This window comes from Marivivens sp. ABH4_498, from assembly GCF_056160585.1.
Window position 1 is genome coordinate 12,432 of the sequence record NZ_JBSWXL010000005.1, and the last position, 20,055, is coordinate 32,486.

The window sequence follows — 20,055 nt, forward strand, 5'->3', positions numbered from 1 at the left end:
TATGAAAAAGCGGTAGTGTCTATAATGGTCGTTTTTGGCGGTGACAGAAACGTTTGAGTTTTGGCATTTTTCGGGTGCGAGCGCGGGCCTCTCTTTGAGTGTTTCCTGACTCCACCAGTAATACTCTCGCCAGGTTTTTGTGGCCCGCTGCACAATTCAATCGATCCATCGTCCGTCTTTGCTCGCCAGTCTGACCTGTTCCATCCCAGCAAATTGCATCGTGCCTGAGGCAATGAGTTTCCTCTGTAAATCCTTTGTTCCGCATCGACCAGTTGGATCGGGGGCAACGCGGAGTGAGGAGTTGAAACCATAAAGTAACACCGCCGGACCGTTTCAGGCTGTCGATCCAGCCCCAGGCAAGTGTGGCTCTCACGCAATCGTCCCAATTGATTGAGGGCTGACCCGAAGCTTTTTTGTAGATGTGAACCCAAAGCTCGTCGTCGCTGCCTCAATTAATAGCAATTATTAGGAAGGGAATTTGGTCCATCGATTATTGGTGGGTGCCTTGCTCCACCACTTCACAATTATCCACTACAACAACCCTAGCTGTACCGCGCACAGCGATCAAGCAATGGGCGATAGCAGTGACTGTTAGAGCCTTTACACCCGCCCAAACCGCATGGGTTACGGCCAAGGATACAGTTCGCACGAACATCCCTGCCGAACAATTTTGGATTTTTTTCGACCACTCTGAAACTTTTCAGTTTTGCCTTTCGTGACTGTTGGCAAGCACAACAAAAAACGTGCCTGCTACGATTAAACCAAAAGGAAAAACGATGAAAACCCAAGCTCTTTTGACATCTCTGATTGCCCTTGCCGCTAGCCCTGCGTTGTCGGCAGGTCATGCCGCCGTTTCCGGCTATGCTCTTGCCGATGACGGCGCAACGCTTGTCGTGATGAGCGATGTAAACGCGCCTGATGCGGTTATGACCTATAGCCTTGCCTCTCCGCTAAAAGCGATTGCATGGCGTCCCGTGACCGGCGAATTGCTGGGTTTTTCGGATGGCATGATCGCGACGATTGACACAATGAGCGGCGAAATGACCGACTTGGGCGCTGTGTTCATGGATGACGCGATGATCGGTGACGACAAAATGGTCGCCTTTGATTTCAACAACCAGATCGACGCCGTCCGTGCTGTGACATCCGCAGGTGAAAACCTTGTCTATTTCCCCGAAGGTTTCGGCGACAATGACGATCGCGCAGGCTCTGTGCGCCGCTTTACCGATTTGGCCTATGCCGAAGGTGATTTGATGGCGGGCATGACACCGATGATCTTTGCAAATGCCTATACCAATGCGATCAATGGCGAAACGGCCAGCACCACGTTCCAATACGCGCTAGATGCCGAAACCGATGCGCTGGTTAGTCTGGCCAACAATGCGGGCACGCTGGAAACCATCGGCAAGATCACGATTGACGGCGCAGCCGTAGATCTGGCCCCGATGGGCGGATTTGACATCGTGTCCGCCAAGGAAGGCGAAGATATGGCGCTTGCAATCTTGCAACTAGAAGGCGCCGAGTCCGCTGGCCTATATGAAATCGACCTTGAAACTGGTGCTGCCGCAATGAAGGCCGATCTGGGCATGGGCGGCATTACAGGCTTTGCCGCATCTTTGGGTATGTAATCTATGACGATTGCGTAACGAGTTGATTGGTCCGTGATACAGTTGGCCCCAGCGACAAGCAGTTGTCGTTCGGGGCCAATTCTGTCAAGTAAACGTAGGAAAAGCGTTTCTTGAACGGAAAAAGGCACGGATGGCGGACCGCAACCACATCGAAGAGCTAATCGGAAAGATCGGGCTTGGCGACAAGACCGCCCTGACGGCGCTGTATGATGCCACAAACCGGAAACTTTTTAGTGTTTGCCTTCGTATCTTAAAAAACAGGTCCGAAGCCGAAGATGCACTTCAGGACGTATATCTACGAATTTGGGCCAAGGCGGACCGATACGCGGTGACCGGTCACTCTCCGATGACATGGCTGATCACTGTCGCGCGGAATTTGTCGATTGATCGGCTGCGCGCAAACAAAAGCAACCACGTCGGCCTCGATAGCGTAGGCGAGATTGTCGAAAAGCGCCCCGGGCCAGAGGATGCAAGCATCGCCGCGTCACAACAGCGCCGGATCAGTGCCTGTTTTCAAGAGCTGCCGCCAGATCGTGCCGATGCTGTTCGGGCTGCCTATCTGGATGGCACAACGTACCAAGCGCTCGCGGACCGCTTTGATGTGCCGCTGAACACAATGCGAACGTGGCTGCGACGCAGCCTGATATCTTTGAAGGAGTGCCTTTCACAATGAGCGACCGTCAGGACATACCGGAAGACAAGGCGCTGGCCGCCGAATATGTCTTGCGCCTGTTGGACGCAGACACGGAACAGGCATTCGAGGCACGTTTGCAGAACGACCCGGAATTGCGTGCCGAAGTGCAGTTTTGGGAGGCAGAGTTTTCGGCCATCGCCGTTGACCTAACAGAGGAAACACCGTCTCCTTCTGTCAGAGCCAATCTAATCGCTGAATTGAACGGCAAGACGGCAAGCGCAGGGCGCAGCTGGATCTGGAATTGGTTGGCTTTCCCTGCACTGTCGACATTGGCGGTTATGGCATTCTTTGTGGTCACCTTTATGTTGCGTGGCCCCGCATTTGATCCAACACTCCATGCAACGCTGATCTCCGAAGATGGCGCCATCCATATCGAGGCAGGCTATGCCCCGAATGGCAATTTGTTCAAAGTGATCCCCGAACAGGGCAAACCAGCCGCAGGGCGGGATTTTGAACTTTGGGTCATTAGCCCCAACGCCGATGCACCTGTATCGCTGGGTGTGATTTCTGCGGATAAAGAAAGCCTGTTTGAAATCACCCCCGAAATTGCGGCGTTGATCGATGGCGGTGTTCTGGCTGTATCGGATGAACCGGCGGGCGGTTCACCAACAGGCGCGCCTACGGGCACCGTTTTGGCAGTCGACGAATTCTTTGACGCAAAATTATTTCAGGCAGGCTGAAACTCTTTCAGGTATCGCTCCGTGTCTTCTCATAACCGCAGCAGATTGCGGGCAATTATGAGAGGAGACTCAAATGAAAATCGTATCAAAACTGGCCACCGCCGTTACAGCACTGACCATTGCAACAGCCGCTAACGCCGAAAACCCGATGGTGGGTGGCGCACCTATGTTTGAAACCAAAAACATTGTCGAAAACGCAGTAAATTCCGCCGATCACACCACGCTTGTTGCCGCTGTACAGGCCGCTGGTCTGGTTGAAACGCTACAAGGCCCCGGCCCTTTCACCGTCTTTGCGCCTGTGAATGATGCATTCGCCGCTCTGCCCGATGGCACGGTGGACACCCTGCTTCTGCCTGAAAACAAAGATATGCTGGTCAAAGTTCTGACAGCCCATGTGGTCGCCGGTGATTGGTCCGCTGCCGAAATCGCACGTCAGGCACGCGCCTCGTCGGATGGTTTTTACCACTTCAATGCTGTTTCGGGCGACGCTTTGTCGGCACAGGTCAAAGGCAACAACGTCTACATCTATGACGAAAGCGGCAACGCCAGCCTTGTGACCATCGCGGATGTCGATCAGTCGAACGGCGTGATCCACGTTGTGAACGCGGTCCTTGTTCCAAAATAAGTCGACCAGAAATCTATCGGACAAGCCAGCTTTCCTTGGCTGGCTTGTCCCCGCATTTCCAAATGAGGTGACACATGAACCGCAGAGCATTTCTGTTAACCACGGGTGCCGCCCTAGCCGCCCACCCTCTTCAGGCCGCGACATGTGGCTATGAAATTTGTCGCAGCGAAGCCGAATGGCGCGCGCGCCTAACCGAAAACGAATACCTTGTGATGCGCGAAGAAGAAACCGAGCGCCCATACACAAGCCCCCTGAACGATGAATCGCGTTCTGGCACATTCCACTGTCGTGGATGCGATCTGCCACTCTATAGCTCGGCCGCAAAATACGACAGCGGAACCGGCTGGCCCAGCTTCTTTGAAAGCCTGCCAAATGCCGTTGGTACAAAAGAAGATCGAAAGTTCATCTTTCAGGTCCGAACCGAAGTCCACTGCCGTCGATGCGGCAGCCATCTGGGTCACATCTTTGATGACGGACCAGAACCAACGGGCAAACGGCATTGTCTGAATGGCCTTAGTCTGGCCTTTGTCGCTGCAGGATGATCAATCGATTTGAATGGATCGCGGGGCGATATCTAATCGCGGTCTTATTTGTCGCCGGCGCAGCACAAAAAGCAATCAACCCCGACCCGGCCCAAGCGCTTTTGGCGGGCTTTGGGTTGCCGGACTGGCTGATTTGGCCCGCGCTGGCATTCAACGCGTTGGCAGCATATCTTTTGATTGCGAGCAAGTTTCTAAGACCCATCGCCTGGGCGCTGGCCCTTTATTGCCTTGCGACCAGCGTTTTCCATTTTGTGCCCTCCGATCCGTGGCAAATGTCTATTTTCATCAAAAATTGGGCGCTGGCGGGTGGCTGTTTAATGTTGGCCGCAGCCTCTGCCTGTCGGACATAGACCTGTGCCAAATCATGCAAGCACAGCCAGATAGCCCCATCTGGCGTGGGCCCGCGCATCAGCCTAACTATGCGCTACATCAATCGCGCGGCGCACTGCGCCGAATGGCTTCATTCCCGTGGGGACTGGCCATCCCAAGACGCCAGAGCCAACGCCTGTGACGCGTCGCCGTGCGACTGTTTGATGCCGCCATCAGCCGCTTGGGTATCCATCGCCAGCGCGCGCATCATGCGGGGCTCTACCTTGATCACAACGCCAACCAGCGGGTCTGTCTGTGATGCCTGCAGCGACCCCGCCTCGACCGGTAGGGTCATGGGGGCAGACCATGTAGCGGCTGCTATCATACACATGATGCTGGCCGTCCAGAATGGCCTCTTTTGCGCCACCAAGGATAACAACGATCGTTGGTTCATATACAACCGGAACACATGGCACCGCTTCGGTCACGCGGAACAGCTGCACGCCTTTTATTGCGGTATCGACCAGCCCAGTTTCTGGCAGGTGATGGTCGATTGGGTGTTTGATCTGTGTTTTCGTTATGCCCCCAAATTGGCGGCACGGATAACGCAAATCAATACGGCTGATACAATCAGGCAAGAATTCAGGACAATCACGCCTATTTCGGATCGGCTGGGTGATTATGTTCCCATCCAGAAAATGCAGATACCCAACATTTCGCCAGCAACACCGGCAGGAGACAGACCATGACCAACATGCCATTCGGAGCGAAGGGTTGGACATCAGAACGTTTGGGCCTTTGGTCGGGAAAGCCTTTGTTATCACCGGCGCGGATGCCGACGTTAGCTTTATCCGCATGGACCTGTCCGTTCTGGACAGGGTGCGCGCCGCCGCCAAAGAGGTGCTGCAAACCGTGCCGCGCATCGCCGCGCTGATCGAAAACGCGGCGATCGCTCAGGTGCCGAAACGCGCCTTGACCATCGACGGTTTCGAAAGCCAGCTGGGCACCAACCACTATAGTCACTTCCTGCTGTCGGGCCTTTTGTTTGACCGCATCGCCCAAAGCCAAGGCCGGATCGTCATTGTTGCCAGCCTTGGCTATAATATGGGCCTAAAGACCATCAAGTTTGACGATATGAACTGGGAACAGGACTATGGTCCCAACACCGCCTATTCGCAGTCCAAACTGGCGCAGATGATGTTTGCATACGAATTGCAGGACCGTCTGGCCGCCGCAGGCCACACCGAGGTCGAGGTTTATGTCTGCCATCCGGGGTCTTCGGCGACGTCGCTGATCACGACAAGCGGCAGCTGGTTCATGCGATTGATGTTTAACATCATGTCCAAAACGCCGATGGTGCAGACCGCCGAATAAGGATCATACCCCGAGGTCATGTGCGCCACTGAAAACGGGCTGGCGCAACGTGCGCTATATGGCCCGACCGGCCGTATGGAATTTGTCTGCCCCGTCGGCAAAGGCACCTTGAACCCGCACGCCTATGACAAAGCCGTCATGACACGCCTGCGGGACGTTTCCGAAAAAGCCGTTGGTTTCCAGTGGGCCCTGTAACCCGTCGATAGACGCCCCCCATCAATGGGTTCCGCGTAGGATCAATTCCGCATCCAGCCATTTGGTTTCCCCGGGTCGATCAGGGTTCGCCTGTCGCGACAAAATCAGATCGATCGTCCCCGCCACCAATGGCTCTATCGGATTACGCAGAGTGGTCAGGTCCATATCGGGCCACTCTGCCATCGACATATCATCGAACCCCGTCACGGCGATATCCTTGGGCACGGCAATGCCTTTTTGCCTGAAACACATCAACGCCCCCAACGCCATCGCATCGTTGGCACAGACCAAGGCATCGATATCCGCAAAATCGTTGATCCCCTGCACCGCGTTGAACCCGCCCATAACCGTGTAATCACCATAAAGTCGCGCCACAGCGTCAATGCCCTGCGCTTTGATCGTCCGGTCAAACCCGTCGAACCGCGCAGCCGTAGACCAATATTTATCTGGCCCTGAAAGATAGACGAATTTTCTGCGCCCCTGTTGGATCAGGTGCTGGGTCATCAACGCCATCGCGGCGTCGTTCCGGACGCAGATGTTATCGACGTTCGGGCCTTCGACGATGCGGCCCGATGAAATAACGGGAATGCCCAGTTTTAGACAGGACGACACGACGTCTGCGCCCAAACTGCCGGATCGCAGGATCATGGATTCCAATGGATAGCGCAGGACGTTCTGAATGGCTGATTTTGCCGTATCCCCTGCCCCACCAATCACAATCGGCCATTTGCCCGCTGCGTTCAGACCATTGACCAACGCGGCGGCGACCTCTTTGTCGTAATGGTTGGGCATTTCGCCCACAAAGATAGCAACCAGATTGGACCCAGCGCCCTGTAAACTGGCGGCCAGCGCGTTGGGCCGATACCCCAACTGATCAGCCGCAGCCAGGATGCGCCGTTTCTTTTCCGCATCCAAATAGGCGCCTTCGGTGAATGCCCGCGACACCGCGGATCGGGACACATCCGCCAATTTCGCCACATCGGCGGCGGTAACCCTGCGTTTTTGACCAGTCATAAAAAATTTCGTCTCATGTCATTTTGGCGTTACACAACATCGCTATGTGAACACGTGTGCAGATGCTGTGCAAGTGGAATCAATCCCCCGCAGGCATCTGGCGAAACGCTGGCCGAATACCGGTCGGCCCCATGCATCCGCGTCCAATTTCGGGGCGTTGTCTAACCCAAGGCCAAACGGCTTTGATTGGAGAATGAGAATGAAACATTTGTCTTTTGTTTCGGCTGCCGCCCTTGCGCTGGTTGCCAACACTGCTTTCGCTGAAACTGAAATTACCTGGTGGCACGCTATGGGCGGCAAACTGGGCGACACCGTCAACCAGATCGCTGCTGATTTCAACGCAAGCCAAGAAGATTACACCATCACGCCAGTATTCAAAGGCACCTATGAGGAAACCCTGACCGCTGGCATCGCAGCATTCCGCGCAGGTGAACAGCCGAACATCATGCAGGTGTTTGACGCTGGCGCCGCGACCGTGATCGGCGCAAAGGGCGCAACGATCCCAGTGCAGGACCTGCTAGAAGCAAACGGTGTTGATTTCGACATCAACGACTACATCTCGGGCGTGCGTTATTTCTATGCTGACGCAGACGGCAAAATGATCGGCATGCCGTTCAACTCGTCTTCGCCTATCATGTATTTCAACGTTGATGCGCTGGCCGCTGCCGGTGTCGACGCGCCAAAAACATGGGAAGAATTCGAAACCGTCACCGCGCCTGCGCTGGTTTCTGCGGGTTACACGCCGCTGGCACAATCCCATTCACCATGGATTTTCGTCGAAAACTTTATGTCCCGTCACAACCTGCCGTTCGCCACGAACGACAATGGTTACACCGGTGCTGACACTCAGATCCTAGTCAATTCTGACGAACTGAAAATGCACTGGACCAACGTCAAAGAATGGATGGATGACGGTTTCTACAACTGGTACGGCGCATCGTGGGACGACAACCAAACCCCGTTTGAAGAAGGCAATGTTGCTATCTGGCTGGGATCTTCGGGATCGTTTGGCGGCCTGATGCAAAAAGACCTGCCATTTGAATTTTCGGCAACCTACCTGCCCTATTGGGAATCCGTCACCACCGAACCAACCCAAACATTCATCGGCGGCGCATCGCTGTTTGCAATGGCTGGCCAGTCGGATGAAGAAAACGCAGCAACCGCCGCATTCTTTGAATACCTGACATCGCCAGAGGTTCAGTACATGTGGCACCGCGAAACCGGCTATGTGCCGATCACCACCGCTGCCTACGAACTGGCCAAAGAAGACGGTCACTATGATCGTTTCCCAGCCGCCGAGGTTGGCATCCAACAGCTGTCGCTGGCATCGGGTGAAAACACCAAAGGCTACCGCATGGGTTTCTACGTTCAAATCCGTGACGTGATGAACCGTGAATTCGGCCGCATCCTGACCGGTGAAACATCCGTAGATGACGCATTCGCAACCATCGAAACCGAAGCAAACGAACTGCTGTCGCGCTTTGCGATGACCCAAGGCTAATCGTCTGCATCACACACGGTTGGCGGCTGCAGCGATGCGGCCGCCAATCGACATTCTAGGGGGTTTCATGAAACGCGCAGGATTTTCGACACGGTGGCTACCGATGCTTTTGCTGCTACCGCAGCTGTCCATCATTCTTATCTTTTTCTACTGGCCAGCCGCCCAAGCGGTGCGATCGTCCTTTTTCCTTCAGGACCCGTTCGGTTTCGGTGAAACCTTTGTCGGTATAAAAAATTACACATCGCTGTTGAAATCATCCGCTTATCTGCGATCCGCGCAATTCACGGTTATTTTCACGCTATTGGTCACAGCCCTGTCGCTGTCGCTGGCGCTGCTGTTGGCGGTCAAAGCGGACAAAGTCATCAAGGGCGCAAAAACCTATCGTACGTTGCTGATGTGGGTCTATGCCGTCGCGCCGCCTGTTGCGGGCGTGATTGGGTTGGTCCTGTTTGACCAATCTTGGGGCCCGCTCAAGGATTTCTTTGGCCTGTTCGGATGGGATTTCCGACTGGGCGTGGATTATTTTGACACCGCTTTTGCGATGGTTGTCATTTCGGTCTGGAAACAGCTGCCCGTGAATTTCATTTTCTTTCTGTCGGGCCTGCAATCCATCCCCAAATCAGTGAAAGAAGCCGCGCTGATCGACAACCGTTCCGCAACGGGTCGGTTTTGGGATGTGACCTTTCCCTTGCTGGCGCCGACCGCGTTTTTCCTGCTGATCATCAATATCACCTACGCGCTTTTCGACACGTTTGGCATCATCGATACGATGGTCAAAGGCGAACCCAGCAACAACCCAATGACGCTGGTCTACCGCGTCTATGTGGACGGGTTCCGCGGCAATGATCTGGGCGGATCGTCGGCGCAATCTGTTGTGCTGATGGTGCTGGTCCTTGCGCTGACCGTATTCCAGTTCCGCATGGTCGAACGCCGCATCCATTACACCTAAGGGGCCACGATGAAACGTATTAAATTAGAAACCATTGTGGATCACACGGTCCTAGTCATCGGATCGTTGATCATGATCCTGCCGGTAGCGATGCTGCTGCAAATGGCGTCCACGCCCGATCTGGAAACCATGCGCAATGGCCCCGGTTTGGTGTTCGGCGATCAGATCCCTGTAAACTTTGAAAAAGCGATGTACGAAGCGTCGGGGTTTAGCGGCGAAAACACGGGCCTGCGGATGCTGTATAATTCGCTGATCCTAGGGCTGGGATTTGCGGTTGGCAAAATCGTCATCGGAATGATGGCCGCCTATGCGATCGTTTATTTCCGCCTGAAATTCGCGACGTTTTCGTTCTGGATCATCTTTACCACCCTGCTTTTGCCGCTAGAGGTGCGCATCCTGCCATCCTATGAAATCGTCCAGAAACTGGGGATGCTGAACACATATCAGGGGCTGATTATTCCGCTGATCGCATCGGCAACCGCCACGTTCTTTTTCAGGCAGTTTTTCCGTTCCGTCCCAGAAGAGTTGATCGAAGCCGCCCGCATTGACGGCGCGGGGCCGATCAAATTCTTTGTCGACATTCTGGTGCCGCTGTCGCGGACCATGATCGCCGCGATGTTCATCATCATGTTTGTCTACGGGTGGAACCAATACCTGTGGCCCACCATGATCACCACGGACGAAGGGATGTTCACGCTTGTGCGCGGGATCAAACAGATCACGCAAACCCTAGAAGGCACGAATCTGCCCGAATACGGCAAATCGAACATCCTTCAGATCATCGCGATCCTTCCGCCCGTCCTCATCGTCATTTTCTTCCAAAGCTGGTTCGTAAAGGGCCTGACGGAATCCGATAAGTAAGGAATTTACTATGGCTCAGGTTACTCTGAACACGCTTCGCAAGGTTTACCCCAACGGATTCGAGGCCGTAAAACCCGCCAGTTTCACCATCGAACAGGGCGAATTTGTCGTGCTGGTCGGCCCGTCGGGCTGCGGCAAATCCACCATGCTGCGCATGATTGCAGGGCTAGAGGATATAACCGCAGGCGATCTGCATATCGGCGACCGCATCGTCAATGGTGTCGATCCCGCAGACCGCGACATCGCGATGGTTTTCCAGAATTACGCGCTGTATCCGCATATGACGGTGCGCAAAAACATCGGCTACGGATTGAAAAACCGCAAAATCGCCAAAGATGTGATCGATCAAAAAGTCATCGATGCGGCCAAACTATTGAACTTGATCGAATATTTGGATCGAAAACCGTCGCAATTGTCTGGCGGCCAACGTCAACGCGTTGCAATGGGCCGTGCGATTGTGCGTGATCCGTCGCTGTTTTTATTCGATGAACCGCTATCGAACCTAGACGCCAAACTACGCAATCAGATGCGGATTGAAATCAAGGCGCTTCAGCGTCGGTTGGGCGTGACGTCCGTTTATGTGACCCACGATCAGGTCGAAGCCATGACAATGGCCGACCGTATTATCGTGATGAACGCGGGCGAAATCGAACAGATCGGCACGCCGGCGCAGGTGTATCATTCGCCCGCTTCGACCTTTGTTGCGTCGTTTATGGGTGCGCCGCCGATGAACCTGCTGGATGCGATTGCCGCTGACAACGCGGTGATGGTCGGCGATCAAACGGTTGCCTCTTTCGCGGGCTCTGGCCCTGTGACCGTGGGCATCCGCCCCGAAGATATCCTGCCCGACCCCAACGGTGATTTTGAAATCAACGTGACCCTGATCGAAGAACTGGGCGCGCACCGTATTCTGCACGCAACGTGGGCGGGTCAGTCGATCATGGTTAGCCTTGCCAAAGACGTTACCGCCGAAACGGGGCCGCTGCGCATTTCGATCAAACCAGATGCGGTTTCGTTTTTTGATGCGCAAACAGGCCGCCGTCTATGATCACCGAAACGATCAGCGACCTGCCCCTAGTCTCGGCGGACCTGCGTTCGCAAATTCTGTCGGCTCCGCGCACATCGGATGCGCACCGCGATCTGTTTGAAAAAACCGACGCGATGCATTTCATCCAAACCGGAGGCACCCCGTCCACCGCCGTTCTGCCAGACAGGTTCACGATTGCCGCGTGGAACGTTGAACGCTGCCTGTTCCCAGAACAAACCGCCAGCGTTTTGCGGGCCCAAGGCGCGGATATCGTGCTATTATCTGAAGTCGATCACGGCATGGCCCGCACAGATCAACGCCACACCACAGCCAAAATCGCCGCCCATCTGGGCATGGCCTATATCTATGGCGTCGAATTTTTCGAACTTGGCCTGGGCAGCCCCACCGAACGCGAATTCTGTACAGACAGTGAAAACGCGCGTGGATGGCACGGGAATGCGATCTTGTCCTCTGTTCCGTTTCATCGCGTGGCCATGATCCGTCTGGATGATCACGGGCACTGGTTTTCGACCGATTATGGCGCGGATCCCGGTCAGCCGCGTATCGGCGGACGGATGGCAATGCTGGCCGAGGTTGACACCGACACCGGCCCCATTTGCGTTGTGTCCACCCATTTGGAAAGCAACGCAGACCAATCCCACCGCGCAGCGCAGTTCGATATGCTGATGGAAGCAATTGATGATTTTGCGCCTGATTTGCCTGCTGTGATCGGCGGCGACCTAAATACCGGCAACCACATGCCGCCCGATTTCGATTGGCAGTCCGAAACCCTGTTTCAGCGCGCCATCGACCAGGGCTATCACTGGGACGGGACGGCGGATGGCATGACCACCCGCCCCAGCCTGATTACGCGCCACCCTGACCGCAAGATGAAACTGGATTGGTTCGCATGCCGCGGCATCGGTACGCAGTCGCCCCGCATCGTGCCATCGCTAAACGGCCCGGCCCCACTATCGGACCACGATTTGATCATAACAAACTGTACAGTCACCTGATATCAACAGAACGGTCCATGCGGCGGCGCGCTGTATAGAACGCTTTACAGCGGCCCGTCGCAGCCCGCACGATTTCAATTGGAAAACTGCGGTAGCGGCACGCCTTCGATCCCGAAACTGGCCAAAGCTTTGCCCGTGACCGCCCGCAAGAAAATCTCTTGCCGTTCATCGGACAACAGACCTGCATGCAGGCCTTTGATCAGCCCCAGCCGCGCCATGTTTAAAATTGGGCCAATGGGGCGAATTCCAAATCTGCATCATGGGAAAACGGCTCTATTAAATGCATATTGGATGCCCAACTGCGGGCGGCGCCTGTCACGATACGCAATACATTGTACCATTGACAGCATATAGACCACCAGTCTAGATGCAATAAATTGATTTAGACTGGTGGTCTATAAATGGTCGAAATATCCGAAACAAGAAAGCGTCTGGCCGAACTGGACGACAAGGCTCGCGCTAAATGGCTGGACGCGGCCGAGGCGGAATTCTGCGCGTTCGGGTTCGAACAAGCGTCATTCAATCGGATCCTCGCGACAGCTGGGGAAAGCAAGGGGCGGACCTATCACTACTTTGCTGGGAAAGCAGAATTGTTTCGCGCGACCCTTGATCGCCGCTTGGAACGGATTGGGGTGATCGACGAGGCGGCCGCGTTGAACACCACCCAAGTGAACGAATTTTGGACCGCCGTTGCGGGTCTATGTGACCGCCTAAGGTTCGCCTTGACCGACGACGCAAAGTTTGCCGAATTAGTCCGCGTTTTGCATCGCGAAATCGCAGCACGTGACGCCTATGCAGAGCCGCTGAAAACGCTGGAACGCAGGATTGAAACGCTGATTGCCGCTGGTCAGTCCGTTGGCGCCATTCGCGCCGATATGCCGCTGAACCTTCTTTCGGCGATCGCGCTGAACCTTGCGGCGACGATCGACCGCTGGTTCGCAGAACATGGCACAGACCTGCCCGAAAGCGACGCAGCAGATCTATCCAAACGATCCTTCGATCTGCTGGCCGCGCCCTTTTTCCCACCGTCCAAGGACCTGAAATGACCTATTCCCGCATCGTCGCTGTTTTACTTGCGCTAAGCGCTGTTAACCTTGCCCTTATGGTTCCTGGCGGTTTTGTCGAAACACGGAATTTTCCAGCCTACCCAGTTGCTGTCCTTGTTGCCTTTAACGTCTTTCTGACGGTTCTGGGACTGGGCAGCCTGATCCTGTCGTGGCGGGTCTGGCGCAGTCGGGTGGTTGGTTGGTTTGCGCCCGCGATCGGCATTGCCTTTGCCGCGGTGTACCTGTCGGACCTTTTTGTCATTTTCCCCGTATCGACGACCCCGATGCCGCCAGTGTTGACGGCGCTTGAATGCGTCGGAACGGTCCTTGGGGTCGCGTTGATAGGGTTCGGGTGGCAAGCGAAAAAGCAAACAAAAGCTGCCCAGAACGGGCAACCTCATGTGTCGGTTGGCGCGGCAATTTTGCTTGCCGCGGTCACTATCGGCATTGTTGTCTTTGCAACGATGGCTGCAAAATAAATTGAACCGTGGGCCGCGCAACTACGCCGCCCACCCGTTCGCATATTTATTGCTCGGCACCCTCTGGCCCGTCTGTCGCGCTCATCGCGGCCATGGCCATCAGGAAATACGTTGCGGTCAAAGCTGCGGCGATCAGAAAATAATCCTCGAGCATGGTTCCCAAGACACTGGGATCCGGCGCAGTGAACGCGATGCGCAGGGCGAATGCGATCATAAAGATCAGGACCGTACCAGCGCCAACCAGAAGCCATTTCGCCAGACGCGCTGTATGTTCATTCGACGGATCTTCTTCCATCTCTTCGCCATGTTCAGCCAAACGCTTTTGTTCAAAGCGGGTCAAAATAGCCTCTCGCTCGGCCTGACGTGCTTCGTCCGACGGCCATGTGTCCCGCGCGCCCATCATGGCGGCTGCGATCGGATAAAGGATCAGGGCGATCACATATTCAGGCAGGAAAATGAAGTAAAAGCTCATAGCACCGGTTGCCAACATCGTAGCCGCAAAGGCCAGCGCGACACCCCACGTCAGCAGCGCCGCAGGGTTCAGGGAATGACCCAAATAGCGCGACCAATACCGTGTCAGCCCCAGTTTCGGCAGCAGGTAATGTTCGGCAATGACGATTGCGCCAATGGGTGACAGCAAAATCGCGCCGTAAACGGTCAGCGGCATGACCGACTGCGCCACGAATGGGAAACACGCCGCAATGACGATGAATACGCCCACGATCGCGGTGACTTTGCCCCGCGAATACGACGGCATCAGGGTCGCCGCAGCCAAACCCGCGCGATACAGGCACGCGTTTGCCGTGGTCCAACCGGCACAAATCACAGCCAACACGCCGACATAACCAAGAACGGAATAGGCAACGTCAGCGGAATCCAGCGCCATCAGGGGGGTTGCCAACACAACAGCGGCCCCTGCCCCCATCAGACCGGCAGCAATCCAACCGATGTAGTGCCCCAAAAACATGCCAACGCCCGAAAAAACACCGTACCATTTGCGGTGGGCAAAGCGGAAGGTTGCCATATCGATCAGGCCCAAATGCACCATCGCACCGTTCGCCCATGCAAAGGCGGCCACTTCCCAAACGGAAATGCCGGGTTCGCCCTCTGGAGTCGTGCCTTGCCAGATCGAGGATTCCGCGATGTTCATAAAGCCCGAGAACCCGTCAAAGCCCGTCGACCCAGTCACATGAAGCGCCAGCAACGGCAAAGCAATAACGCCGCCGCACACAAAACAAGCTAGCATCCAAGGCGCGCAAATGGTCGCAAAATTGGCCATGGTTTCAAAGCCGCGTGCCGCAACCACAATCACCACGGCCCCAAGCAGCAGGGTAACCAAGATGAATGCGAAAGACGTCGGATAAGGCGCCAACTGCACCGGCAATCCAAAAGCAAAACGGACCGCATAGGCCGAGACAGTGATCATTGCGGCCGCCAAGGCACCGTAGAACAGCAGAATTGCGATGTTGTAGATTTTACTGAAATAAGACCCGGTGATCTGCTCTAGATACGCAAAAAGAGACCGACGGGTTTCGACGGCAATCGGTGTTGTGACCAAGGTCCAGCTGATCACGGCCAGCAGGTTACCAATCAATAGCCCAAGCAACAGTTCTTTTGCGCCGACCCCCATGGTCACAAAGGTGATGCCGATCACGAATTCGGTCGCGGCGATATGTTCCCCCCCGAATAGGCCCGCAAAGTACCGCCAACCACGGACGTGGCGGGCGGCAGGAGGGATCGCATTGCGGTGGTGGCGGGGTTTCGCCCCATTCGGGGTAAAAGAAGGGGCGGAGGGGTCTGGTGTCGCTAGAGAGCTCATTACATCTATTTTTTAGTTTCAATCAGTCTCACGGTTTTTTCACGTGGACATGACATCAACGGGCACACATGACATGCGGTTCCAGCGCTGCAGTCATTTACTTTAAATCGTCTCATTATGTTTCATTTGAAAATAGTGCCGCTATTCGCTTGGTTTATTGATAAGCGTCTTGGCTTCATGGCGCAGAATATCCGCCAAAACGTCGCTGCCGGGCCGCGGCTCTGGCAACTGGGGTTGTATTAGCGCCAGGTCTCGGCTCGCCACAGGGTCGTTGATGGCAATAAGACTGACATCGGTGCCCCTTCGGGCTTCGGTCGCGGCATAGAGGCTGGGCAGAATGGCAATGCCTGCGCCGGTCGCGGCCATCAGCCGGATCGCATCAAGGCTGGTGCCTTCGTATTCGTCCGAAACGCGACCTCCGGCGCTTGCGGCCAGCCCTGCAACGATGTGGGACAGTCTGTGGGTTGATCCCAACGTCAAAAGCGTCTGCCCTTGTAGGTCACGGATTTCCAACGATGATCTGCCGTGAGCAAGCGGGTGATCAAGCGCCACCGCGGCCCACAGGTGTTCAGTGAACAGATGCGCCTTGCGCGCGCCTGGGTGATCTTCGGGCGTTGAGATGATCATGTCCAATCGTCCGGTCCGCAACCCTTCGGCTAGGTCCCGTGTGCTTTCCTCGCGAACGATCAGACGAAAGCTGGGGTGCTCTTTGTGCAGGCGGCGCACGACCCCGGGCAACAGATAGGGGCCGATAGAGGGCAAAACCCCAAGCCGTAAGCGCCCCTGAAAAATGCCGCCGCCATGCGCCACGGCACGTAAATCTTGCATCTCGTGCAAAATCTGGCGCGCACGCCGGACGATCTCTTTGCCGATCGGAGTGATCTTTGCCCCGCCGCGCCCGCGTTCAAACAGGGTCACGCCAAGATCGGTTTCGACTTCGGCCAATTGGGCAGACAGGCTGGGCTGGCTGACGTTCAATTGCGCTGCGGCTCGCCCAACTTGGCCCGTGTCGGCCACGGCAACGATATATTCCAGCTGGCGAAAGGTAGGTCTCATATAGCTCTTACCTATATTATGAATAGCTAACTTATATTTTTAATTATGTATAATTCAAGCAATATCACTGCGTACCCCTGCCCAACCCGAGGACCGCAATGAAAAAGACCCTGACCCACATTCAAGCGTTTATGAAAATGGAGGCCAGCGCAGGCCTTGTGCTGATGGGGGTGGCGGTTTTTGCTGTCATCGCTGCCAATACGGCGCTTGCCCCGTTCTACGAAGGTTTCCTGGGTACCTACATCACGGTGGGTGTCGGAAGTTTTGAAATCGCCAAACCCGCCCTGTTGTGGATCAATGACGGGTTGATGGCGATCTTCTTTTTCCTTGTGGGGCTCGAAATCAAACGCGAAGTGCTGGCCGGCGAATTGTCCAGCTTTGATAAAGCCGTGTTGCCTGTTCTGGCGGCTGTCGGTGGCATGTTGGTGCCGGGGCTGGTGTTTTTCGCGATCAACTTTGGCACACCAGAAAACCTGATCGGCTGGGCGATCCCGACCGCGACTGACATTGCCTTTGCGCTTGGTATCCTTGCGCTTTTGGGTAGCCGCGTTCCCGTGACGCTGAAAATCTTCCTGCTGGCGATTGCAATCATCGACGACCTTGGGGCCATTGTGATCATCGCGGTGTTCTATACCGCAGATCTATCAACCAACGCCCTGACCCTATCGATGCTTGGTTTTGCGCTGGCGGTTGCGCTGAACCGTATGGGCGTCAGAACGGCCTCGCCCTATGTGCTGATCGGCATCTTTATGTGGGTGTGTGTGTTGAAATCCGGTGTCCATGCCACGCTGGCGGGTGTGCTGATAGCACTGACCATCCCGATGAAGGCAGCGGATCACGAAAAGACACTGCTGCATCGCATGGAAAAAGGCCTGCATTACTGGGTCGCCTTTTTGATCTTGCCAATCTTTGCCTTTGCCAATGCGGGGGTGAACCTGCAAGGCGTATCCCTTGCCGATCTTCTGCAACCGCTGCCTTTGGGTATCGCTGCGGGCCTGTTCATGGGCAAACAGGTGGGTGTTGTAGCCTTTACTTGGATCGGAGTGAAAAGCGGTCTGGCCAAACTGCCCAAGGGGGTCGAATGGCGCCATGTCTATGGTGTGGCCTGTCTAACGGGTGTCGGGTTCACCATGAGCTTGTTCATCGGGTCGCTGGCCTTTGGCGCGGACGCAGCGATGAACGCTGTGCGACTTGGTGTGATCTCTGGATCTATCCTGTCGGGTCTCTTGGGGTTTGCCGTTCTGCGCAGCGCGGCCCCCAAACCTGCGGCTGTTGCCAGCCCCGCAGAATAACCAAAAATCAAAGGGACAGTCATGGAACTCTCAGTCGCCGCCTTGGCGAGCAACCTGCTCGCGCCTACAATCCTGTTTTTCGTCCTTGGCCTGATCGCCGCCTTTGCTCGCAGCGATCTGTCAATTCCGGAAGGCGCAGCGAAGGTCATGTCGATCTATTTGCTGCTTGCTATCGGGTTCAAGGGCGGGGCAGCCGTCGCCAAAAGCGGGGTTGATGCCCAGCTGGTCGCCTCGCTGGGGTCTGGGATCGTGCTGTCCTTTGTCCTGCCCTTTGTGGCCTATGGGCTGTTGCGGCTGATGACACGGTTAGACGGGCTGAATGCCGCTGCCGTCGCAGGACATTACGGATCAATTTCTATCGTTACCTTCGTCACTGCAGTCAGCATGCTCGAAGCGCGCGGCATCACGTCCGAAGGTTTCCTCGTCGCCGTTGCGGCTGTTATGGAAGTGCCAGCCATTATGTCGGCCCTGTGGATCGCGGCGCGCAAGGGCGGGATTACGGCGGTCGATAGCACGCTTATGCGGCACATATTGGGCAACGGGTCGATTGTGCTATTGATAGGGTCCTTTGCCATCGGTGCCATTACGGGTGAATCGGGCCTGAACGATCTGCATCCCTTTATCGTCGTGCCCTTCACAGGTGTCTTGGCGATCTTCCTACTGGACATGGGGCTGTCGGCTGGTCGTAGCCTGATGGAACACCGCAAGGATATCTCTGGTGGGTTGCTTGTATTCGGTTGCGTGATGCCAGTTGTGGGCAGCCTCTTTGGCCTTGCTCTGGCGAGTCTCATTGGTCTATCGACCGGAGGTGCGTTCCTGCTGATGGTCCTAAGCGCCTCCGCCTCTTATATCGCCGTCCCCGCCGCCATGCGGCTGGCTCTTCCACAGGCGAAATCCGGCATCTACCTGACCCTAGCGCTAGGCGTCACTTTCCCGTTCAACCTAACCCTAGGCATGCCACTATATTTCCTACTGGCAAGCTGGCTGTAGTGCGCCTGAAATATGATTAGGCGCAGCAAGCGTCCATATTTCCGATGACCACGGCCTGCAGTGCGGGACGAAGCGCCAGTTCGCTGCGGCTGCGCCAATGTCGGCTTTGGTGTAGGCTCAGAGGAAATAAACACCTAGCCAATTGGCAAATTGCTCGTCAGGTTAAGACTTCTCAGACCAACCGTTAATAAGCAAAGCCTTCGCGAAATCTCTGAGAAGCATCCAAAAATGAGACTTCAATGATCAAATTAAACATACAACGTATTGGCAGCTTCTGCCTCGGTGCGTGTCTTACATTTTTGGCAGTTCCAGCCATTGCGGACTGTATTGATCTCGCTAGTGGAAGTTCCTTCATCTTGACGCGGGATGAACCACGTTTAGTAGTCTCCAATACGGTTACAGCGGATGGTACGGTCATCGAAGAAAGAGAGATGACCAGAAACGGCTCGTTTGAAAAAGTGATGACGACTTACTGGAACGGTGTTGTCGCCGTAGACAGAAAATCCTCGTCCAGCCATATCCAACTGAAAATGAGCGAAGACGCAAAACAGGCTGACCTCAACATAGTTGGTATTACCTATAGATTCCCGGTTTCAATTTTCGTGAACGGAAACGAAGTTGATCGCGGGTCGTTCGTCATGGAGACAATGCAAAACACTGCGTTGGAGGTTGGAGGATGCCAGTATTCCGTTATGGTTGTACGCACCACCATAAACCGGAACAACGGCGATCCCATCAATGAAGAAGCTTTGCTTAGTCTGGATGCAGGCATGTTGCTGGGGAATGTTGCAATGACATCGGAATGGCAACCTAAGCACGCTGTTTTTTTTGACGAGGTAAAGGCTAACTGATTTTCTGCAACGCTAGAAGCAGGTCAACCATTCTGCGAGTTCGATTTTAGAACTTGACGACTATGGCATTGTCGGACGGAAGGCTGTGAAAGCCGACATTGGCGCAT

The 20,055-nt window shown here is 55.1% G+C and carries 23 protein-coding genes and 1 pseudogene; 18 read left to right on the forward strand and 6 right to left on the reverse strand.

Features of this window, described 5'->3' with window-relative positions; translation table 11 throughout:
- Nucleotides 1–776 precede the first annotated feature (776 nt).
- The 6 genes from ACXAGA_RS11720 (at nt 777) to ACXAGA_RS11745 (ending at nt 4,519) form a co-directional block, all read left to right on the forward strand.
- On the forward strand, nt 777–1,628 hold the full coding sequence (locus ACXAGA_RS11720; RefSeq protein WP_475117660.1) for a DUF4394 domain-containing protein: 852 nt from the start codon (nt 777–779) through the stop codon (nt 1,626–1,628).
- A 130-nt stretch (nt 1,629–1,758) separates the two neighbouring features.
- Nucleotides 1,759–2,301: a sigma-70 family RNA polymerase sigma factor gene (locus tag ACXAGA_RS11725; RefSeq protein ID WP_475117661.1), complete on the forward strand. Its 543-nt coding sequence runs from the start codon at nt 1,759–1,761 to the stop codon at nt 2,299–2,301.
- Nucleotides 2,298–3,002, forward strand: coding sequence for an anti-sigma factor (locus ACXAGA_RS11730; RefSeq protein ID WP_475117662.1), 705 nt, complete (start codon nt 2,298–2,300; stop codon nt 3,000–3,002). Before ACXAGA_RS11725 ends, ACXAGA_RS11730 begins: the two co-directional genes overlap by 4 nt.
- A gap of 73 nt (nt 3,003–3,075) precedes the next feature.
- Nucleotides 3,076–3,627 carry a fasciclin domain-containing protein gene (locus tag ACXAGA_RS11735; protein ID WP_475117663.1) on the forward strand — a complete coding sequence of 184 codons (552 nt, stop codon included), beginning with the start codon at nt 3,076–3,078 and terminating at the stop codon, nt 3,625–3,627.
- A 74-nt stretch (nt 3,628–3,701) separates the two neighbouring features.
- Entirely contained in the window at nt 3,702–4,169 is a 468-nt protein-coding gene (gene msrB / locus ACXAGA_RS11740; protein WP_475117664.1) for a peptide-methionine (R)-S-oxide reductase MsrB, read from the forward strand.
- On the forward strand, nt 4,166–4,519 hold the full coding sequence (locus tag ACXAGA_RS11745; RefSeq protein WP_475117665.1) for a DoxX family protein: 354 nt from the start codon (nt 4,166–4,168) through the stop codon (nt 4,517–4,519). The genes msrB and ACXAGA_RS11745 overlap by 4 nt, the downstream gene beginning before the upstream one ends.
- Nucleotides 4,520–4,629: 110 nt before the next feature.
- Here the strand turns inward: ACXAGA_RS11745 and ACXAGA_RS11750 are convergent, their stop codons facing one another.
- Nucleotides 4,630–4,833, reverse strand: a complete 204-nt coding sequence (locus ACXAGA_RS11750) for an AraC family transcriptional regulator N-terminal domain-containing protein (protein WP_475117666.1) — start codon at nt 4,831–4,833, stop codon at nt 4,630–4,632.
- A 49-nt stretch (nt 4,834–4,882) separates the two neighbouring features.
- Nucleotides 4,883–5,335: pseudogene (locus ACXAGA_RS11755) on the reverse strand (AraC family transcriptional regulator N-terminal domain-containing protein); the annotation flags it as partial.
- Here ACXAGA_RS11755 and ACXAGA_RS11760 point away from each other — a divergent pair.
- Nucleotides 5,253–5,852 carry an SDR family NAD(P)-dependent oxidoreductase gene (locus tag ACXAGA_RS11760; RefSeq protein ID WP_475117667.1) on the forward strand — a complete coding sequence of 200 codons (600 nt, stop codon included), beginning with the start codon at nt 5,253–5,255 and terminating at the stop codon, nt 5,850–5,852. The pseudogene ACXAGA_RS11755 and the gene ACXAGA_RS11760 overlap by 83 nt on opposite strands.
- A gap of 18 nt (nt 5,853–5,870) precedes the next feature.
- Complete coding sequence (locus ACXAGA_RS11765) at nt 5,871–6,047, forward strand: hypothetical protein (protein ID WP_475117668.1); 177 nt, start codon at nt 5,871–5,873, stop codon at nt 6,045–6,047.
- A gap of 21 nt (nt 6,048–6,068) precedes the next feature.
- Here the strand turns inward: ACXAGA_RS11765 and ACXAGA_RS11770 are convergent, their stop codons facing one another.
- Complete coding sequence (locus tag ACXAGA_RS11770; protein ID WP_475117669.1) at nt 6,069–7,061, reverse strand: LacI family DNA-binding transcriptional regulator; 993 nt, start codon at nt 7,059–7,061, stop codon at nt 6,069–6,071.
- Between the two features lie 199 nt (nt 7,062–7,260).
- Here ACXAGA_RS11770 and ACXAGA_RS11775 point away from each other — a divergent pair, with 199 nt between their 5' ends.
- The 5 genes from ACXAGA_RS11775 (at nt 7,261) to ACXAGA_RS11795 (ending at nt 12,415) form a co-directional block, all read left to right on the forward strand.
- Nucleotides 7,261–8,562 carry an extracellular solute-binding protein gene (locus ACXAGA_RS11775; protein WP_475117670.1) on the forward strand — a complete coding sequence of 434 codons (1,302 nt, stop codon included), beginning with the start codon at nt 7,261–7,263 and terminating at the stop codon, nt 8,560–8,562.
- 67 nt (nt 8,563–8,629) lie between these two features.
- The gene (locus ACXAGA_RS11780; RefSeq protein WP_475117671.1) at nt 8,630–9,511 is read left to right on the forward strand and encodes an ABC transporter permease subunit; all 882 of its coding nucleotides are present in this window, start codon (nt 8,630–8,632) and stop codon (nt 9,509–9,511) included.
- Nucleotides 9,512–9,520: 9 nt separating this feature from the next.
- On the forward strand, nt 9,521–10,372 hold the full coding sequence (locus tag ACXAGA_RS11785; protein ID WP_475117672.1) for an ABC transporter permease subunit: 852 nt from the start codon (nt 9,521–9,523) through the stop codon (nt 10,370–10,372).
- A 10-nt stretch (nt 10,373–10,382) separates the two neighbouring features.
- Nucleotides 10,383–11,420, forward strand: coding sequence for an ABC transporter ATP-binding protein (locus ACXAGA_RS11790; protein WP_475117673.1), 1,038 nt, complete (start codon nt 10,383–10,385; stop codon nt 11,418–11,420).
- Complete coding sequence (locus ACXAGA_RS11795) at nt 11,417–12,415, forward strand: endonuclease/exonuclease/phosphatase family protein (RefSeq protein WP_475117674.1); 999 nt, start codon at nt 11,417–11,419, stop codon at nt 12,413–12,415. Before ACXAGA_RS11790 ends, ACXAGA_RS11795 begins: the two co-directional genes overlap by 4 nt.
- A 74-nt stretch (nt 12,416–12,489) precedes the next feature.
- Here the strand turns inward: ACXAGA_RS11795 and ACXAGA_RS11800 are convergent, their stop codons facing one another.
- Nucleotides 12,490–12,633, reverse strand: coding sequence for a hypothetical protein (locus ACXAGA_RS11800; RefSeq protein ID WP_475117675.1), 144 nt, complete (start codon nt 12,631–12,633; stop codon nt 12,490–12,492).
- A gap of 183 nt (nt 12,634–12,816) precedes the next feature.
- Here ACXAGA_RS11800 and ACXAGA_RS11805 point away from each other — a divergent pair, with 183 nt between their 5' ends.
- Nucleotides 12,817–13,461 (forward strand): TetR/AcrR family transcriptional regulator, encoded by a 645-nt coding sequence (locus tag ACXAGA_RS11805; protein ID WP_475117676.1) that lies wholly within the window; start codon nt 12,817–12,819, stop codon nt 13,459–13,461.
- Nucleotides 13,458–13,940 carry a DUF8051 family protein gene (locus ACXAGA_RS11810; RefSeq protein ID WP_475117677.1) on the forward strand — a complete coding sequence of 161 codons (483 nt, stop codon included), beginning with the start codon at nt 13,458–13,460 and terminating at the stop codon, nt 13,938–13,940. The genes ACXAGA_RS11805 and ACXAGA_RS11810 overlap by 4 nt, the downstream gene beginning before the upstream one ends.
- Nucleotides 13,941–13,986: 46 nt before the next feature.
- On the opposite strand, the gene ACXAGA_RS11815 is transcribed toward ACXAGA_RS11810, so the two are convergent.
- A complete protein-coding gene (locus ACXAGA_RS11815; protein WP_475117678.1) occupies nt 13,987–15,759 on the reverse strand; it encodes a purine-cytosine permease family protein in 1,773 nt (590 codons plus the stop codon).
- 141 nt (nt 15,760–15,900) lie between these two features.
- Entirely contained in the window at nt 15,901–16,815 is a 915-nt protein-coding gene (locus ACXAGA_RS11820) for a hydrogen peroxide-inducible genes activator (protein ID WP_475117679.1), read from the reverse strand.
- Between the two features lie 98 nt (nt 16,816–16,913).
- Here ACXAGA_RS11820 and nhaA point away from each other — a divergent pair, with 98 nt between their 5' ends.
- The 3 genes from nhaA to ACXAGA_RS11835 all read left to right on the forward strand — a co-directional run bounded on the left by nhaA (nt 16,914) and on the right by ACXAGA_RS11835 (nt 19,948).
- Nucleotides 16,914–18,107, forward strand: a complete 1,194-nt coding sequence (nhaA, locus tag ACXAGA_RS11825) for a Na+/H+ antiporter NhaA (protein ID WP_475117680.1) — start codon at nt 16,914–16,916, stop codon at nt 18,105–18,107.
- Between the two features lie 21 nt (nt 18,108–18,128).
- Nucleotides 18,129–19,097 carry a sodium-dependent bicarbonate transport family permease gene (locus ACXAGA_RS11830; RefSeq protein WP_475117681.1) on the forward strand — a complete coding sequence of 323 codons (969 nt, stop codon included), beginning with the start codon at nt 18,129–18,131 and terminating at the stop codon, nt 19,095–19,097.
- 239 nt (nt 19,098–19,336) lie between these two features.
- Nucleotides 19,337–19,948 (forward strand): hypothetical protein, encoded by a 612-nt coding sequence (locus ACXAGA_RS11835; protein WP_475117682.1) that lies wholly within the window; start codon nt 19,337–19,339, stop codon nt 19,946–19,948.
- Nucleotides 19,949–20,055 lie beyond the last annotated feature (107 nt).

Coding starts and splice junctions, on each gene's coding strand:
- ACXAGA_RS11720 (WP_475117660.1), top strand. CDS start 777: ATGAAAACCCAAGCTCTTTTGACATCTCTGATTGCCCTTGCCGCTAGC.
- ACXAGA_RS11725 (WP_475117661.1), top strand. CDS start 1,759: ATGGCGGACCGCAACCACATCGAAGAGCTAATCGGAAAGATCGGGCTT.
- ACXAGA_RS11730 (WP_475117662.1), top strand. CDS start 2,298: ATGAGCGACCGTCAGGACATACCGGAAGACAAGGCGCTGGCCGCCGAA.
- ACXAGA_RS11735 (WP_475117663.1), top strand. CDS start 3,076: ATGAAAATCGTATCAAAACTGGCCACCGCCGTTACAGCACTGACCATT.
- msrB (WP_475117664.1), top strand. CDS start 3,702: ATGAACCGCAGAGCATTTCTGTTAACCACGGGTGCCGCCCTAGCCGCC.
- ACXAGA_RS11745 (WP_475117665.1), top strand. CDS start 4,166: ATGATCAATCGATTTGAATGGATCGCGGGGCGATATCTAATCGCGGTC.
- ACXAGA_RS11750 (WP_475117666.1), bottom strand. CDS start 4,833: ATGACCCTACCGGTCGAGGCGGGGTCGCTGCAGGCATCACAGACAGAC.
- ACXAGA_RS11765 (WP_475117668.1), top strand. CDS start 5,871: ATGTGCGCCACTGAAAACGGGCTGGCGCAACGTGCGCTATATGGCCCG.
- ACXAGA_RS11770 (WP_475117669.1), bottom strand. CDS start 7,061: ATGACTGGTCAAAAACGCAGGGTTACCGCCGCCGATGTGGCGAAATTG.
- ACXAGA_RS11775 (WP_475117670.1), top strand. CDS start 7,261: ATGAAACATTTGTCTTTTGTTTCGGCTGCCGCCCTTGCGCTGGTTGCC.
- ACXAGA_RS11780 (WP_475117671.1), top strand. CDS start 8,630: ATGAAACGCGCAGGATTTTCGACACGGTGGCTACCGATGCTTTTGCTG.
- ACXAGA_RS11785 (WP_475117672.1), top strand. CDS start 9,521: ATGAAACGTATTAAATTAGAAACCATTGTGGATCACACGGTCCTAGTC.
- ACXAGA_RS11790 (WP_475117673.1), top strand. CDS start 10,383: ATGGCTCAGGTTACTCTGAACACGCTTCGCAAGGTTTACCCCAACGGA.
- ACXAGA_RS11795 (WP_475117674.1), top strand. CDS start 11,417: ATGATCACCGAAACGATCAGCGACCTGCCCCTAGTCTCGGCGGACCTG.
- ACXAGA_RS11800 (WP_475117675.1), bottom strand. CDS start 12,633: ATGGCGCGGCTGGGGCTGATCAAAGGCCTGCATGCAGGTCTGTTGTCC.
- ACXAGA_RS11805 (WP_475117676.1), top strand. CDS start 12,817: ATGGTCGAAATATCCGAAACAAGAAAGCGTCTGGCCGAACTGGACGAC.
- ACXAGA_RS11810 (WP_475117677.1), top strand. CDS start 13,458: ATGACCTATTCCCGCATCGTCGCTGTTTTACTTGCGCTAAGCGCTGTT.
- ACXAGA_RS11815 (WP_475117678.1), bottom strand. CDS start 15,759: ATGAGCTCTCTAGCGACACCAGACCCCTCCGCCCCTTCTTTTACCCCG.
- ACXAGA_RS11820 (WP_475117679.1), bottom strand. CDS start 16,815: ATGAGACCTACCTTTCGCCAGCTGGAATATATCGTTGCCGTGGCCGAC.
- nhaA (WP_475117680.1), top strand. CDS start 16,914: ATGAAAAAGACCCTGACCCACATTCAAGCGTTTATGAAAATGGAGGCC.
- ACXAGA_RS11830 (WP_475117681.1), top strand. CDS start 18,129: ATGGAACTCTCAGTCGCCGCCTTGGCGAGCAACCTGCTCGCGCCTACA.
- ACXAGA_RS11835 (WP_475117682.1), top strand. CDS start 19,337: ATGATCAAATTAAACATACAACGTATTGGCAGCTTCTGCCTCGGTGCG.